At 71.3% G+C, this 13583-nt stretch carries 13 protein-coding genes and 1 pseudogene; 5 read left to right on the forward strand and 9 right to left on the reverse strand.

The annotated features are described in order from the left end of the window. Positions 1 to 76: 76 nt before the first annotated feature. Positions 77 to 499, reverse strand: coding sequence for a DUF2000 domain-containing protein (locus tag IF46_RS0124720; RefSeq protein WP_030490771.1), 423 nt, complete (start codon positions 497 to 499; stop codon positions 77 to 79). 49 nt (positions 500 to 548) lie between these two features. Here IF46_RS0124720 and IF46_RS0124725 point away from each other — a divergent pair, with 49 nt between their 5' ends. Beyond that, a complete protein-coding gene (locus tag IF46_RS0124725) occupies positions 549 to 1352 on the forward strand; it encodes a helix-turn-helix transcriptional regulator (protein ID WP_030490772.1) in 804 nt (267 codons plus the stop codon). Positions 1353 to 1355: 3 nt separating this feature from the next. On the opposite strand, the gene IF46_RS0124730 is transcribed toward IF46_RS0124725, so the two are convergent. From IF46_RS0124730 to IF46_RS0124760, 7 genes are all read right to left on the reverse strand, one after another. Then, positions 1356 to 2189: a helix-turn-helix transcriptional regulator gene (locus tag IF46_RS0124730; protein WP_030490773.1), complete on the reverse strand. Its 834-nt coding sequence runs from the start codon at positions 2187 to 2189 to the stop codon at positions 1356 to 1358. A gap of 177 nt (positions 2190 to 2366) precedes the next feature. Beyond that, a complete protein-coding gene (locus IF46_RS0124735) occupies positions 2367 to 3791 on the reverse strand; it encodes an aldehyde dehydrogenase family protein (protein WP_030490774.1) in 1425 nt (474 codons plus the stop codon). Positions 3792 to 3876: 85 nt separating this feature from the next. Next, positions 3877 to 4842: a quinone oxidoreductase family protein gene (locus IF46_RS0124740; RefSeq protein ID WP_084598036.1), complete on the reverse strand. Its 966-nt coding sequence runs from the start codon at positions 4840 to 4842 to the stop codon at positions 3877 to 3879. After that, positions 4839 to 5201, reverse strand: coding sequence for a hypothetical protein (locus tag IF46_RS0124745; protein ID WP_030490776.1), 363 nt, complete (start codon positions 5199 to 5201; stop codon positions 4839 to 4841). Before IF46_RS0124745 ends, IF46_RS0124740 begins: the two co-directional genes overlap by 4 nt. Next, positions 5198 to 6061 carry an extradiol ring-cleavage dioxygenase gene (locus tag IF46_RS0124750; protein WP_030490777.1) on the reverse strand — a complete coding sequence of 288 codons (864 nt, stop codon included), beginning with the start codon at positions 6059 to 6061 and terminating at the stop codon, positions 5198 to 5200. The genes IF46_RS0124745 and IF46_RS0124750 overlap by 4 nt, the downstream gene beginning before the upstream one ends. A gap of 30 nt (positions 6062 to 6091) precedes the next feature. Further along, positions 6092 to 6862, reverse strand: a complete 771-nt coding sequence (locus tag IF46_RS0124755) for a citryl-CoA lyase (RefSeq protein WP_030490778.1) — start codon at positions 6860 to 6862, stop codon at positions 6092 to 6094. Further along, positions 6847 to 7983 (reverse strand): CaiB/BaiF CoA transferase family protein, encoded by a 1137-nt coding sequence (locus tag IF46_RS0124760; protein WP_030490779.1) that lies wholly within the window; start codon positions 7981 to 7983, stop codon positions 6847 to 6849. Before IF46_RS0124760 ends, IF46_RS0124755 begins: the two co-directional genes overlap by 16 nt. A 198-nt stretch (positions 7984 to 8181) precedes the next feature. On the opposite strand from IF46_RS0124760, the gene IF46_RS0124765 reads away from it, so the two are divergent. From IF46_RS0124765 to IF46_RS32795, 4 genes and pseudogenes are all read left to right on the forward strand, one after another. Further along, on the forward strand, positions 8182 to 9618 hold the full coding sequence (locus IF46_RS0124765; protein WP_030490780.1) for an amidohydrolase family protein: 1437 nt from the start codon (positions 8182 to 8184) through the stop codon (positions 9616 to 9618). A gap of 3 nt (positions 9619 to 9621) precedes the next feature. Then, positions 9622 to 10425: an IclR family transcriptional regulator domain-containing protein gene (locus tag IF46_RS0124770; protein ID WP_030490781.1), complete on the forward strand. Its 804-nt coding sequence runs from the start codon at positions 9622 to 9624 to the stop codon at positions 10423 to 10425. Positions 10426 to 10569: 144 nt separating this feature from the next. Continuing rightward, positions 10570 to 11145 carry a DinB family protein gene (locus IF46_RS0124775; RefSeq protein WP_030490782.1) on the forward strand — a complete coding sequence of 192 codons (576 nt, stop codon included), beginning with the start codon at positions 10570 to 10572 and terminating at the stop codon, positions 11143 to 11145. 109 nt (positions 11146 to 11254) lie between these two features. Further along, positions 11255 to 12489, forward strand: a pseudogene (locus tag IF46_RS32795) (DUF222 domain-containing protein). 303 nt (positions 12490 to 12792) lie between these two features. Here the strand turns inward: IF46_RS32795 and IF46_RS0124790 are convergent. Next, the gene (locus IF46_RS0124790; protein ID WP_030490783.1) at positions 12793 to 13524 is read right to left on the reverse strand and encodes an SDR family oxidoreductase; all 732 of its coding nucleotides are present in this window, start codon (positions 13522 to 13524) and stop codon (positions 12793 to 12795) included. Positions 13525 to 13583 lie beyond the last annotated feature (59 nt).

Consider the following 13583-nt stretch of genomic DNA (forward strand, 5'->3'; position numbering starts at 1 on the left):
GGCGAAACAACTGTAAAGTGTGTTAATCATTACAGTTGTACGCATCGATATCAATGTCTTCGTCGCCCGGATGCCGTTACGGGTGCATGGACGCGCCCTTGAGCACCTTGTCCACCACGTTGCGCGGCGCGTGCAGCGCCAGGCCCACCAGGTCGAGCTTCTCCCGCCCGACCGCCTCGACGGCGGCGCGGTTGTCCCGGTCGTTGCCGGTGGCGAACAGCTCGGACGTGAAGACCGCCAGCCGCAGACCGCGGGCGAGGGCACGCGAGTGCGCGCCGACCAGCGCCGCCCGGTCCCCGGCGAAGACCAGTACCGGCTGGCCGAACATCGGCAGGTAGCGGGTGCCGTCCGCGTCGCGGTACTCCTCGCCGAGCAACTCCGGCAGCGCGTTGGCGATGCCGCTGATGAGAAAGGCGGTGGCGTTCAGCCGCTGCCAGCTCGCCAGGTCGTTGCGGAGCAGCACGGCGATCTTGGTGGGAAATCGGATCGGTTCGGTCATGGCGTCGAGCCTGCCGCCTCGACGCCGACCGGTCTTGTACGTTCTTAGCGTGGCCACCCGTCCGGCGGGCTCGCACGTCAACGCGTGGCGACCTGCGGTAGCCGGGGTCGCCGAGGTCTTCCACGCCCATTTCGTCGACCACGCCTACCCCCGGCACATCCACGAGGTGTGGACGCTGTTGATCGTCGACGACGGCGCGGTCCGCTTCGACCTGGACCGGCACCGGCACGGCGCGCTGCGCACGTCGGTCACCCTGCTGCCGCCGTACGTGCCGCACGACGGGCGCTCCGCCACACCGGCCGGCTTCCGTAAGCGGGTCCTGTACCTCGACACCTCGGCGCTCGACGCCGAGCTGGTCGGCCGGGCCGTCGATGATCCGGACCTGGCCGATCCGCAGCTTCGGGACCGGATCCACCACCTGCACCAGGTGCTCGCCGGGCCCGGAGACGAGTTCGAGGCGGAGAGTCGGCTCGCGTTCATCCTGGACCGGCTGCGCCGCCAGCTCCGCCAGCGCCCCCCGGTCAGCGGTCAACCGGCCGGACGTGGCCTTGCGGTCCGACTACGGGAGCTGCTGGACGCCCGGACCGTCGAGGGCGTCACGCTGGGGGAGGCCGCCGAGCTGCTGCACGCCCACCCGACCCACCTGGTCCGGACGTTCACCCAGGTGCACGGCGTGCCACCGCACGCGTACCTGACCGGTCGCCGGGTCGAGCTGGCACGTCGCCTGCTCCTCGCCGGGCAGCGGCCCGCGGAGGCCGCCGTCGCGGCCGGGTTCTTCGACCAGGCGCACCTGAGCCGCCACTTTCGGCGCTACCTGGGCGTCAGCCCGGCCCGCTTCCCGGCCCGGAGTTGATCGTCAGACGAGTTGGCCGCCGATGACGGTGAGCAGCCGCAGCTTCTCGTCGCTCGGCGACCCGGGCACGGCGGTGAAGACCAACAGTGTCTGCGACTGGTCGGGGTCCAGCAGCGTCTGGCAGTGCAGCTCCAGCGCGCCGACCTCCGGGTGCACGAAGTGCTTCGCCGGGCAGTAGCCGGCTGGCACCGGGTGCTCCCGCCACAGCCGCGCGAACTCCGGGCTGCGGGCCAGCAGGTCGTCGACGAGCGTCGCGGCCCGCGAGCCGCGCCCATCGCGGGTGTACGACGCGTGCAGGTGCGCCACCAGCAGTCGGCTCTGCGTTGCGTGCTCCTGGGCCGGGTGCAGCTGCCGAGCGGTCGGGTCGGTGAACCAGCGGTGGTGCGCGCTGCGCGCCAACCCGGTGTACCGGGTCTCGTCCCCGAGCAGGGCGACGGCCGGTGCGGTCTGCGCCAGGGTCTCGCCGAGGTGGTTCACCACCTGGGCCGGGGTGTCGTGCATCCGGTCGAGGATCCGCATCATTCCCGGGTTGACGTGGTCGGCCCGTACCGCGCGGTGCGGCACGGCGTGGCCGGCGAGTTGGAACAGGTGGTCCCGTTCGGCCAGGGATAGCCGCAGGCCGCGAGCGAGGGCGGCGAGCATCTGCTCCGAGGGGTGCGGACCGCGCTGCTGCTCCAACCGGCTGTAGTAGTCGGTGGACATCCCGCTCAACGTGGCGACTTCCTCGCGCCGTAGCCCTCCGGTGCGCCGACGCGGACCCCGGGGCAACCCGACGTCCTCAGGCTGGAGCGCCGCACGGCGGGTGCGCAGGAAGCTGGCGAGTTGGGCGCGATCCACGGCGTCTCCGATCACGAAATGCCGGCGGCGGCGCGGCACGTCCGTTGCAACAAGCGAGCCCAGGGGCGGTGTTCCGCCCGCCCCAAGATCGCACCGGATCCTGGTTGTAGTGGTGTGCCGGGAGTTCGAGGCCACTGCATCCATGATCCAGCACGATCTTGAGACGGGGTGGGCCGGTCAGCGCTGGATGGACTTGGTCTCCAGGAACTCCTCCAGGCCCATCCGGCCGAACTCGCGGCCGTTGCCGGAGTGCTTGTAGCCGCCGAACGGAGCGAGCGGGTTCCAGTGGCCAGCGTTCACGTCGACCTGGCCCACCCGCAGCCGCCGGGCAACCTCCAGGGCGTGCTCCGGCTCGCCGAAGACTCCGCTGGTCAGGCCGTACAGGGTGCCGTTGGCGATGGCCACGGCCTCGTCCTCGTCGGCGTAGCCGATGATCGTCAGCACCGGGCCGAAGATCTCTTCCTGGGCGACCGCGGAGGTCGGGTCGACGTCGGCGAAGATCGTCGGCTGGACGTAGGCCCCGACGGTCAGCCCCTCGGGCCGCTCCGGGCCGCCGAACACGAGCCGGGCACCGTCGGCGATGGCCCGCTCGATGTACCCGACGACCTTCTGCCGGTGGGCCTCGGACGCCATCGGGCCGATCCGGGTGGCCTCGTCGTTCGGGTCGCCGACGGTGTACTGCTTCGCGGCCGCGACGGCCAACGCCACGACCTCGTCCTGACGAGAGGCGGGCACCAGCATCCGTGGCCACGCGCCGCAGACCTGACCGCCGTTGGAGAACGCCATCATGAGGCCCCGATCGACCGCGGTGGGCAGATCGGCATCGTCGAGGATGATGTTCGCGCCCTTGCCGCCCAGCTCCAGGGCCACCCGCTTGACGGTCGCGGCGGCCACCGCAGCGATGCGCTGCCCGGCGCGGGTGGAGCCGGTGAACGAGATCATGTCGATGTCCGGGTGGGCGGAGATCGCCTCCCCGACGGTCGCGCCGGTGCCGTACACGACGTTGAAGACGCCCGCCGGTACGCCGGCCTCGGCGGCTGCCTCGGCGAGCAGCCGCGCGGTCAGCGGCGCGTTCTCGGACGGCTTGAAGACCATCGTGTTGCCGGCGAGCAGGGCCGGCGCCAGCTTGGAGACGATCTGCTGGAGCGGGAAGTTCCACGGCGTGATCGCGCCGACCACACCGATCGGCTCGCGGACGATCAGCGAGTTGCCGACCTCCTCTGTCCAGGCGAAGTCGTCGGCCAGGCCGGCGATGGACTCGAGCACCGCGGCCGGGAACGCGACCTGGGCGGTCCGGGACATCCCGATCGGCGAGCCCATCTCGGCGGTGATCGCCTGGGCGATCTGCTCGGTGCGGGCGGCGAGGCCGGCGCCGAGGCGGCGCAGCACGTCCGCCCGGTGCTGCGGGGTGGTCGCCGACCACGCAGGGAAGGCCGCCCGGGCGGCGGCGACGGCGCGGTCGACGTCGGCGGCGGTGCCCGCCGGGGTCTCGGCGACGACGTCGCCGGTGGCCGGGTTCACGACGGGCAGGGTGCCGGCCGAGCCGGTGACGGTCTCGCCGCCGATCCACTGGCCGGTGACGATGTAGGTGGAAGGTGTCATGGACCGACCGTCGCACCGCTCCGGAACCCCAACCAGGTGCGGTTTATCCAGGGTCCCGCGATCCCTGGCTGGGGTTTCGGTGCGGTCAGATGGCGAGGACGATCCGGCCGGCGGTGGTGCCCGCGTCCTGCCGGGCCCAGGCGTCCGTGATGGCGTCGAACGGCACGATCTCGTGGTCGACGGTGAGTCGACCGGCCGCCGCGTGCCCGGCCACCACGGCCAGCGCCGCCGCCCGCTCGTCGGTCGACAATCCGTTGTTTGTGTAGCCGACCATCCGCAACGCGCCACTGCGCAGCACGGCGGACTCGATGGGTGCGGTCGCGCCGGCCGCGCTGCCCAGGTTGACAAGTCGCCCACCCGGGCGCAGCACCCGCAGCGCCGCCGCGGCCGGGACACCGAAGACCGGGTCGAGGACGAGGTCGACCGGCCCGTCGGCGGCGTGGCGTAGCCGGTCGGCCATCGACGCGACGTCGTCGTCGGGGAGCAGCGGGATGGCGACGGCGGCACCGAACTCCTCGGCGCGGGCCCGTGCCGCGGCCGACCGGGCCACGGCGATGACGCGGCGAGCGCCGCCGAGCAGCGCGAGCTGGACGGCGGCCTGCCCGACCACACCCCCGGCCCCCAGCACGATGACCTGTTCGCCGGTCGCCAGGCCGCCGGCACGGGTCAGCGCCGCGTGGGCGGCGACCGCGGAGAGACCGAGGGCCGCGAGCAGGGTCAGCGGTACGTCGGCCGGCAGCGCCACCACGTCGACGGCGGGCACCGTCACCGTGGTCGCCATGCTGCCGTCGACACCGGCCCGCATCCCGGCGGACGTGCCGAACCAGACCGGGGAGCCGTCGGCGAGCCGGCCGACCCCCTGCACACCCGGCACGTACGGGGTGGTTGGCGTGCCGAAGTAGCTGGTGCCGCTGGCGCAGAGCACGTCCAGCGGGGTGATCGGCACGGCCTCGACGGTGACGGTCACCTCGCCGTCGGCCGGCACGGGGGTCGGTCGCTCGACGATCGTCGGTGCGGTGCCGCAGGTGGTGACCAGGGCCGCGCGGGTCACGTCGCGATGTCCGGGTAGGGCATCGAGAAGTGGGCCAGCCGCGCGCCGTAGGACTTCTGGTACTCCAACGGCTCGGTGTTGTCCCGCTCGAAGAGGGCGATGAAGAGGGTCAGGGTGAGGAACGGGTGCGCGCCCAGCTCGAAGAGCTTCACGTGGTCGTGGGTGGCCAACGCCTCCCGCTCCACGTCGTCGAAGCGCAGCCAGGTGCTCGCCTCGCCGGTGTGGCAGTTCAGCACCGTGTTGGCGTGCTCGGCCTCCCACCAGGCGACCAGCTCACGCGGCTCGTCGCGGTAGCGCTCAACCAGCTCCGGGTCCCGGTCGACCATGAAGAGGAACTTGTTCAGCAGGTACTTGCTCATGCCGGCGCTCCGTTCGGGTACCAGGTGAAGTACGCCTCCATGGTGTGGAACAGATCGAGGGTGTCGACGTAGTCGGCCTTCACGCCGGCGCCGGCCACACCCATCATGAGCATGAAGTCCATGAAGCCGTGGGTGGCGTTGCCCGGCGAGTGCAGGCTGTCCAGGGTGACCTCGCGCAGGCACCCGTCCAGGTCGCCGTTGGCGATCCACTCGACGGCCCGCCTGTCGAACTCCGGGTCCGGGCCGTGCGGGCCGAACTGCCGGGGGCCGCCCAGCTCCAGCGAGAGGTGGCCGGTGCCGATGACGGCCACCCGCAGGTGCGACGGCCACGACTCGACGATCTCCCGGATGGTCTGGCCGAGCTGGACGAAGCGCTTCGGCTGGGGCAGCGGCGGCGCGAAGATGTTCGTGTAGATCGGCACGATCGGCAGGTCGGCCTCGGGCCGCAGCGTGATGATCGGGCAGGTGATGCTGTGGTCGATGCGCAGCTCGTTGCTGAACGCGAGGTCGAAACCGGCGTCGAGCCCGGCCCGCAGGATGTGCCCGGACAGGTCCTCCTGGCCCTTGAGCAGCATCCGGGGCAGCCCGAACTCGCGCTCCTCGTTGTACCAGTTGGCGTCGTAGAAGGGCGCCTTGCCGACCAGGAACTGTGGCATGTTGTCCAGCCAGAGCTGGTGGAAGTGGTCGGAGCCGACCATCACCAGCACGTCGGGTCGAGCCCGGGTCAACGTCTCCCGGAAGGCCAGGATCTTGCGCGTCCACTCGTCGGCGAACGGGGGTCGATCCTCGCCGGTGGCCGTGCTGGCCCGGTAGTAGAAGGGGTGGTGGGTGGAGGCGATGACCGCGACGATGGAGGCCATTCCCACTCCTTTCGGGGGCGAAGAGGGGGATCAGGGTTCGTAGACGGCGTTGCGGTCGACGGCCCGGTAGATGTCCATGCCGAGCGGGCGACGCCGCTCCTCGGCGAGGTGCCCGAGCAGCCCCGCCGCGCGGGCCAGCAGGGCGAACCCGCGCAGCATCTCGACAGGGAGCCCGAGGTCGGCGAGGGCCGCGCCGCAGACACCGGCGCCGTTGAGCGGCAGGGTACGGCCGAGCACCTGCGGGTGTACGCGTCCGATCGCCTCGAACAACCGCAGGTGCGGGCCGTGCAGACCCTCCTCGGTGGCGATCCGGATCAGCACCGGTGTGCGCGGGTCCTGCTCCTTGTGCACCGGGTGCCCGAGCCCGGGGACCAACCGACGCTCCTGCTTGGCCCGGGTGACCGCGTCGAGCGCCACCGCGTCGTAGTCGGTCACCTCACCGGCCCCCGCGAGCGTGTCGGCGAGGAAGCGTCCACAGTCCTCGGTGACGCCGAGGAAGCGGGAGCCGCCGCCGAGCAGGCCGGCGGCGAGCGCGCCCTGCAACGACTCGGGCGCCGACAGGTACGTCAGTCGGGCCGCGATCGCCGTCGGGGTGAAGCCGTGGTCGGCGAGCGCCACCAGCACCGCCTCGAAGACCCGTACCTCACCGTGGGTGGGGCGGCGGCCGGCGACCAGCCAGTACGCCAGCTCGCCGAAGCCCACCTTGCCCATCAGGTCGGCGGCCAGGTCCTGCCCGAGCAGGGAGATGGTGGTCGGGTCGGAGGTGCCGATCCCGGTCGGGAAGCTCAGTTCTTCAGCCACGCGCGGATCTCCTCGCCGTGTTCGTCGAGCCCGGGCGGCGGCAGCTCGTACCGGGCCGGGGTGTCGGAGAAGGTGATGGGGTTGCGGACACCGGGCACGTCACCGACGGTGACGACCGGGTCGAGCCCCAGCTCCTCGGCGAGCGCCACGCCGCCGTCGATGGTGTTGATCGGCGCGCACGGGACGCCGGCGGCGAGCAGGTCACGGAACCACTCGTCCTTCGTCCGCTTGGCGAGTCGTTCGACCAGCAGGGGCCGCAGTTCCTCGCGGTTGGCCGTGCGGTCCTGGTTGCGCCCGAAGCGCGGGTCGTCGGGCAGGCCGGGCAGGTCGAGCACCTGGCAGAGCTTACGGAACTGCCCATCGTTGCCGGCAATGACGATCAGCTCGCCGTCGGCGGTGGGCAGTGGCTCGTACGGGAAGAGGCTGGGGTGCGCGTTGCCCATCCGGAACGGAACGGTGCCGCCGGCGACGTAGCCGCTGGAGTGGTTGACCAACCCGGACAGCGCCGAGCTGAGCAGGTTGACCTCGACGTGCTGACCTCGTCCGGTCTCTCCGCGGTGGTGCAGCGCGGCGAGGATGCCGATGCTGGCGTGCAGCCCGGCCATCACGTCGAAGACGGAGATCCCGGCCCGGTACGGCGAGCCGTCCGGGTCGCCGGTGAGGCTCATCAGGCCCGAGATGGCCTGCACCATGAGGTCGTAGCCGGGGAAGTCCCGACCGGCGCCGGTGCCGAAGCCGCTGATGCTCGCGTACACGATCTTCTCGTTGCTCGCGGTGACGGTGTCGTAGTCGAGGCCGAAGCGGGCGAGGCCACCGGGTCGGAAGTTCTCGATCAGCACGTCGGCGCGGCGGGCCAGCTCCTGTGCGGCGGCCAGGTCGTCGGGCTTCTTGAGGTCCAGGGCGACCGACCGCTTGTTGCGGTTGATGCCGAGATAGTACGTCGAGACACCGTCGCGGGTGGGCGGCATCCAGGTGCGGGTGTCGTCGCCACCGGGGCTCTCCACTTTGATCACCTGTGCGCCCAGGTCGGCCAGGAGCATCGTCGCGTACGGCCCGGCGAGGATCCGGGAGAAGTCCGCGACGAGCAGGCCGGCCAACGGCCCCGTTGATTGCTGCACCATGTTTCCGCCCGTTCTGCGGACACCTGTCCGCCGGGACAGCTTGCGATACCGAACGGTGCCTGTCAACGGTTCCTTCATAGAGCGGAAACACGTCCTTGACACGAATCGTGACCGGGGCCACACTTGCGCCACTCGGGCTGGCCGCACAGCGGACAACAGTCCGAACCCCCCTCGTACCCCGGAAAGGAATGGGTGGCGATGAGCGCAACCGACCGGCCGGTGGTCTTCCGCAACGGCCTGGTTCTCACCATGGACGACGCGCACACGGTGCTGCCCGGCGCCGACGTGCTGGTCATCGGCGACCGGATCGCGGAGGTCGGCGTCGGCCTCACCGCACCCGACGACGCCCTGGAGATCGACGCTACCGACGGCATCCTCATGCCGGGCATGGTCGACACCCACCGACACCTGTGGCAGACCGCCATGCGCGGGTACGGCGCCGACTGGACCCTGACGCAGTACTTCGTCTGGTACTACCTCGAATCGGGCAAGCTGTTCCGGCCCGAGGACGTCTACGCCGGCAACCTGCTCGGCGCGATCGAAGCGATCGACGCGGGCGTCACCACCACCGTGGACTGGTCGCACGGATTGCAGACGCCCGAGCACGCCGACGCCGCCGTGGACGCCCTGGAGGCGGTCGACGGACGGTTCGTGCTCGCCTACGGCAACATCCAGCAGGGGCCGTGGCAGTGGGCCACCTCGCCGGAGTTCCGCGACTTTCACCGCCGCCGCATCGACGGTGGCAAGCTGGCCGGCTTCCAGATGGCGTTCGACGTCACGGGCGACCCCGCCTTCCCGGAGCGGGCCGCGTTCGAGGTGGCCCGGGAGTTGGGTGCCCCGGTGACCACCCACGCGGGCGTGTGGGGTGCCACCAACGACGACGGCATCCGGCTGATGCACGAGAACGGGTTCATGACCCCGTCGACCGTCTACGTGCACGCGGCGACGCTCACCCACGACTCGTACAACCGGATCGCCGCGACCGGCGGCTCGGTCTCCGTCTCGACCGAGAGTGAGCAGAGCGCCGGCCAGGGCTACCCGCCCACCTGGCAGCTGCGCCACCACGACATCCCGGTGTCGCTGTCGATGGACACCAGCGTGTGGTGGAGCGGCGACCTCTTCTCCGCCATGCGGAGCACGCTCGGCGCGGACCGCTCCCGAGAGCACCTGGAGGCACACGCCAAGCAGGAGACCATCACCCACTGCCACCTGCGCGCCGAGCAGGTCGTCGAGTGGGCCACCCGGGGCGGCGCACGCGCGCTCGGCATGGACTCCACGATCGGCGCCCTCACCCCGGGCCGGCAGGCCGACGTCGTCCTGATCAAGAACGACGCCTCGCCGGCGATGTTCCCGATCCTGAACCCGCACGGTCACGTCGTCTTCCAGGCCCAGCGTGCCGACGTGCACACCGTGCTGGTGGGCGGCCGGGTCGTGAAGCGCGACGGCCGCCTGGTCGGCGTCGACCTCGCCGCCGCGCGGGCTCGGGTAGCGGCGACAATCGACCACCTGCGCGAAACGATGGGGGAGCAGGCGTGGCAGCGGGGCATGAACCCGGACATCCCCGAGACCGCGATCCTGGAGAACCCGTACCAGTACACCGAGTGGGACGCCGGCTCAGCGCAATGGAAGCATTGAGGCATGAGTGACAACGGAAGGGGCGCCGGGCCCGACTTCATCGAGGCCCTCGCCCGTGGCCTGGACGTCCTGCGCTCCTTCCGTCCCGCCTACCCCTCGATGACGCTCAGCGAGATCGCCGCCGCCACCGGCCTGGCCCGCCCCACCGTCCGGCGCATCCTCATCACGCTCGAGTCGCTGGGCTACGTCCGCGCGGTCGGCCGGGGCCACACCCTCACCCCGCGCGTCCTGGAGCTGGGGATGGCGTACGTCAACGCGCTGAACATGTGGGACGTGGCCCGCCCGCACATGGAGAAGCTCGTGGCGCAGACCAACGAGTCGACCTCGATGGCCCAGCTCGACGGCAGCGACATCGTCTACGTCGCCCGGGTGGCCGTCCCCAAGATCGTCACGCTCGGTGTCACTATCGGCACTCGCTTCCCCGCGCACGCGACGTCGATGGGCAAGGTGCTGCTCGCGGCGCTGCCGCCGCAGACCCTGGCCGCCGTCCTCGCCGAGCCCAGCCGCTCCGGCATCACACCGCGCTGGCAGCCCTCGCCCGGCGACCTCGACGCCGCGTTGCGCGAGGTCCGGGCGAAGGGCTGGGCGCTCGCCGACCAGGACCTGGCGCCGGGAATCCGGTCCGTCGCCACCGGCGTACGCGACGGCGACGGGCGGGTCGTCGCCGCCATCAACGTGACCGTGCACGCGGCCGAGACGTCGCTGGAGACCCTGCGCGAGGAGCACCTTCCGAGGCTGCTGCGCGCCGCCGCCGACATCGGGCACGACTGGGCGCTCACCGCTGCCGTACCGGTGGTCACCGCCTAGACGAGCAAGACCTCAATTCGGGTTGGCCGGGGCCCAGATGATTGGCAGGCCGGATGGCGCGGCCCAGGGCATATCCTGCCGATCGTGGGCTTCGCGGATCGTCCGGGCCAGCGCCGACACCCAGTCGGATGCCATAGTGCCGCGATGAAGGCAGACCTGCACAGTTACTTGAAGGGCGGCCGCGACTCGCTGCTGTGGAAGCTCGACGGGCTCGGCGAATACGATATTCGGCGTCCGTTGACCCCGACCGCGACCAACTTGCTCGGTCTGGTGAAGCACGCGGCGGTCATGGAGATCCTCTACTTCGGCGTCGTGTTCGGCCGACCGTTCGAGCAGGAGCTGCCGTACGTCGGCGACGGGGCGGAGACCAATGCCGACATGTGGGCGAGCGCGGATGAGACCCGCGAGGAGATCGTCGCACTGTACCGCCGCGCGATCGCCCACGCCGACACCGCCATTGACGCCCTTGCGCTGGATGCGGTAGGTCGCGTGCCGTGGTGGGGCGACGCGGCGGTCACGTTGCACCACGTCCTGGTCCACGTGATCGCGGAAACCCAACGGCACGCCGGCCACGCCGACATCGTGCGCGAACTCATCGACGGCGCGGCCGGGCTGCTGTCCAGGAACGACAACCTGCCGCCCGTGGACGAGTCATGGTGGTTGGAGCACCGCCAGCGAGTGGAGCAGGCTGCTCTCGACGCCAGCAAACGCAGCAACTAGTCCTTTGTCGATCATGGCAACCAGATCGCCGGCCTGCCGCCGGGGCCGGGCCCTCCGCGGATCGATCATGATGACTGAAGTTGTCGTACACCTGTTCTAGTCTCGGGTCATGGTTGACGGGTTGGCGCAGGCGGAGGATGCCATCGCGGCCTGCGCCGACACGGCCGCCTGGGCACTGCCCGAGGGTGAGCTGATCGCCGCGCTCGACACCGCGCACCGCATCGAGCGGCGTCTCGCCGCAGTGAAGCTGGCCCTGATCCGTGAGCTTGACGGTCGAGGCACCGCCACCACGCAGGGTGCCTCCTCCACCGCGGTCTGGCTCCGCGAACGGTTACGCCTCACCATCCCGGCCGCCCGCCGCCTCGTCGACCTCGCCGCGGTCCTGGACACCGGCACCCCCGGGGTACGCCACGCACTGGCCGGTGGCCACATCACCGTGGACCAGGCCCGGATCATCGCCGACACGGTCGACAGCGTGCAGACCGCCGCCGGTCCCGAGGCCGCTGACAGAGCCATCGGAGTGCTCGTCGAGTGGGCCGGGCAATTCGATCCCACCCTCTTACGCAAACTCAGCACCCGCATCCTCGACCACGTCGCACCCGACATCGCCGACGCCGCTGCCAAGGCCGCCCTGGACGCCGAAGCCGCCCGCGCCACCCGCGACCGCCACCTCACCCTCTCCGCCCTCACCGACGGCCGCCTGCGACTCACCGGCATCCTCGACACCGAGACCGCCGGGCTGCTCCGCGCCGCCATCGACCCGCTCGGCGCACCCGCGGGCCCTGACGACAAGCGCTCTCCCGGGCAACGCCGGCACGACGCCCTCGGCGACGTGTGCCGCCTCGCCCTGCGCAGCGGCGAGTTGCCCGAGCACGGCGGTGATCCCGCCCAGATCGTCGTCACCACCAGCTACGACGAGCTGACCCGACAACTGGGCAGTGGCGCCCTCGACACCGGCCTGCACCTCACCCCCGAGGCCGTGCGCCGCCTCGCCTGCGACGCCGCCATCCTCAGCGGAGCAGGCCTTCCACTCGACCTCGGCCGACGACGCCGTCTCATCACCGGCCCACTCCGGCGAGCGCTGGTGCTGCGGGACCGGGGCTGCGCCTCCCGGGCTGCGACCGACCACCGCGCTGGTGCGACGCCCACCACATCCACCACTGGGCTGACGGCGGCGACACCAGCCTCACCAACGCCGTCCTGCTCTGCGGCCACCACCGGCACCTGCACCACAGCGACTGGGCCGTGCGATTGGCAGGCGACGGCCACCCCGAATTCGTGCCACCGGCCTGGCTCGACCCCGAACAACTTCCCCGCCGCAACCACTACCACCTACGGACGTAGGCACTACCAACGGACATCGACCACCTCGGTCAGCGGGCCGACCGAGTGCCCAGCCCGGCATGCTCTTGTTCCACGCGGCCACTGAGGCGGTGAGAGGCGCGCGGCCAGGGTCCGGCACGCCCCCACTCTCGCCCCGCTGCCAGGACGGAATGAGGGCCTGCCAGGACGGAATGAGGGCCTGCAGGGACGGAATGAGGGCCTGCCGGACAGGGGCGGGAGTGGCCTACGCGCGGATCGCCCGGCCGGCCTCGTGCGCGGCGCCCCCGCCCTTGCCGCGGTCCACGGGCTCGGCGGACCGGTTGATCACCAGGGCACCACGCCGGCGTCCTCGAAGAACCCGCCGGTCGGCCCGTCGTCGGGCAGGGTCGCGAGGCGGATCGCGATCGCCGCGCCCTGTTCGGGTGTGCGGACGCCGCGGAAGCCGTTGAGGTCGGTCGCGACGAAGCCGGGGCAGGCGGCGTTGATCAGGATGTTCGTGTCGCGCAGCTCCTTGGCGTACTGAAGCGTGACCGCGTTGAGGAACGTCTTCGACGGCGCGTACGCGACCGACAACGGGCCAGTCACGAACGGGTCGGTGGAGGCGGCCTGCCGGGTGAGGGAGCCGACGCCGCTGGACATGTTCACGATCCGCGGTGACGCCGAGCGGCGCAGCAGCGGCAGCATGGCGTTGATGACGCGGATGACGCCGATGACGTTGGTCTCCACCGCCGCCCGTACGGCCGCCAGGTCGACCGTGGTGGGCTCCTGCGGCACACCGCCGGTCACGCCGGCGTTGTTGACGAGCACGTCGAGGCCGCCGGCACGCTCCTCGACGAGCCGGGCGGCGGCGGCCGCACTCGCATCGTCGGTCACGTCCAGCGGCACACCGAACGCGTCCACCCCGGCCGCGCGCAGCTTCTGCACCGCGGCTTCCCTGCGCGCGTCGTCGCGGGCGCCGACCCCGACCGTCCAGCCGAGGGCGCCCAGGCCGGCGGCGATCTCGTACCCGATTCCCTTGTTCGCGCCGGTGACCAGCGCGGTTGTCGTTTCACTCATGCATCGATCCTGTCCGCGCCTCGGCAGGGCACCAACACCGTCTGAGTCGGCATTGATAC

This window comes from Micromonospora chokoriensis (assembly GCF_000718555.1).
GTDB lineage: Bacteria > Actinomycetota > Actinomycetes > Mycobacteriales > Micromonosporaceae > Micromonospora > Micromonospora chokoriensis_B.

Coding starts and splice junctions, on each gene's coding strand:
- IF46_RS0124720 (WP_030490771.1), bottom strand. CDS start 499: ATGACCGAACCGATCCGATTTCCCACCAAGATCGCCGTGCTGCTCCGC.
- IF46_RS0124735 (WP_030490774.1), bottom strand. CDS start 3,791: ATGACACCTTCCACCTACATCGTCACCGGCCAGTGGATCGGCGGCGAG.
- IF46_RS0124745 (WP_030490776.1), bottom strand. CDS start 5,201: ATGAGCAAGTACCTGCTGAACAAGTTCCTCTTCATGGTCGACCGGGAC.
- IF46_RS0124750 (WP_030490777.1), bottom strand. CDS start 6,061: ATGGCCTCCATCGTCGCGGTCATCGCCTCCACCCACCACCCCTTCTAC.
- IF46_RS0124760 (WP_030490779.1), bottom strand. CDS start 7,983: ATGGTGCAGCAATCAACGGGGCCGTTGGCCGGCCTGCTCGTCGCGGAC.
- IF46_RS0124765 (WP_030490780.1), top strand. CDS start 8,182: ATGAGCGCAACCGACCGGCCGGTGGTCTTCCGCAACGGCCTGGTTCTC.
- IF46_RS0124770 (WP_030490781.1), top strand. CDS start 9,622: ATGAGTGACAACGGAAGGGGCGCCGGGCCCGACTTCATCGAGGCCCTC.
- IF46_RS0124775 (WP_030490782.1), top strand. CDS start 10,570: ATGAAGGCAGACCTGCACAGTTACTTGAAGGGCGGCCGCGACTCGCTG.
- IF46_RS0124790 (WP_030490783.1), bottom strand. CDS start 13,524: ATGAGTGAAACGACAACCGCGCTGGTCACCGGCGCGAACAAGGGAATC.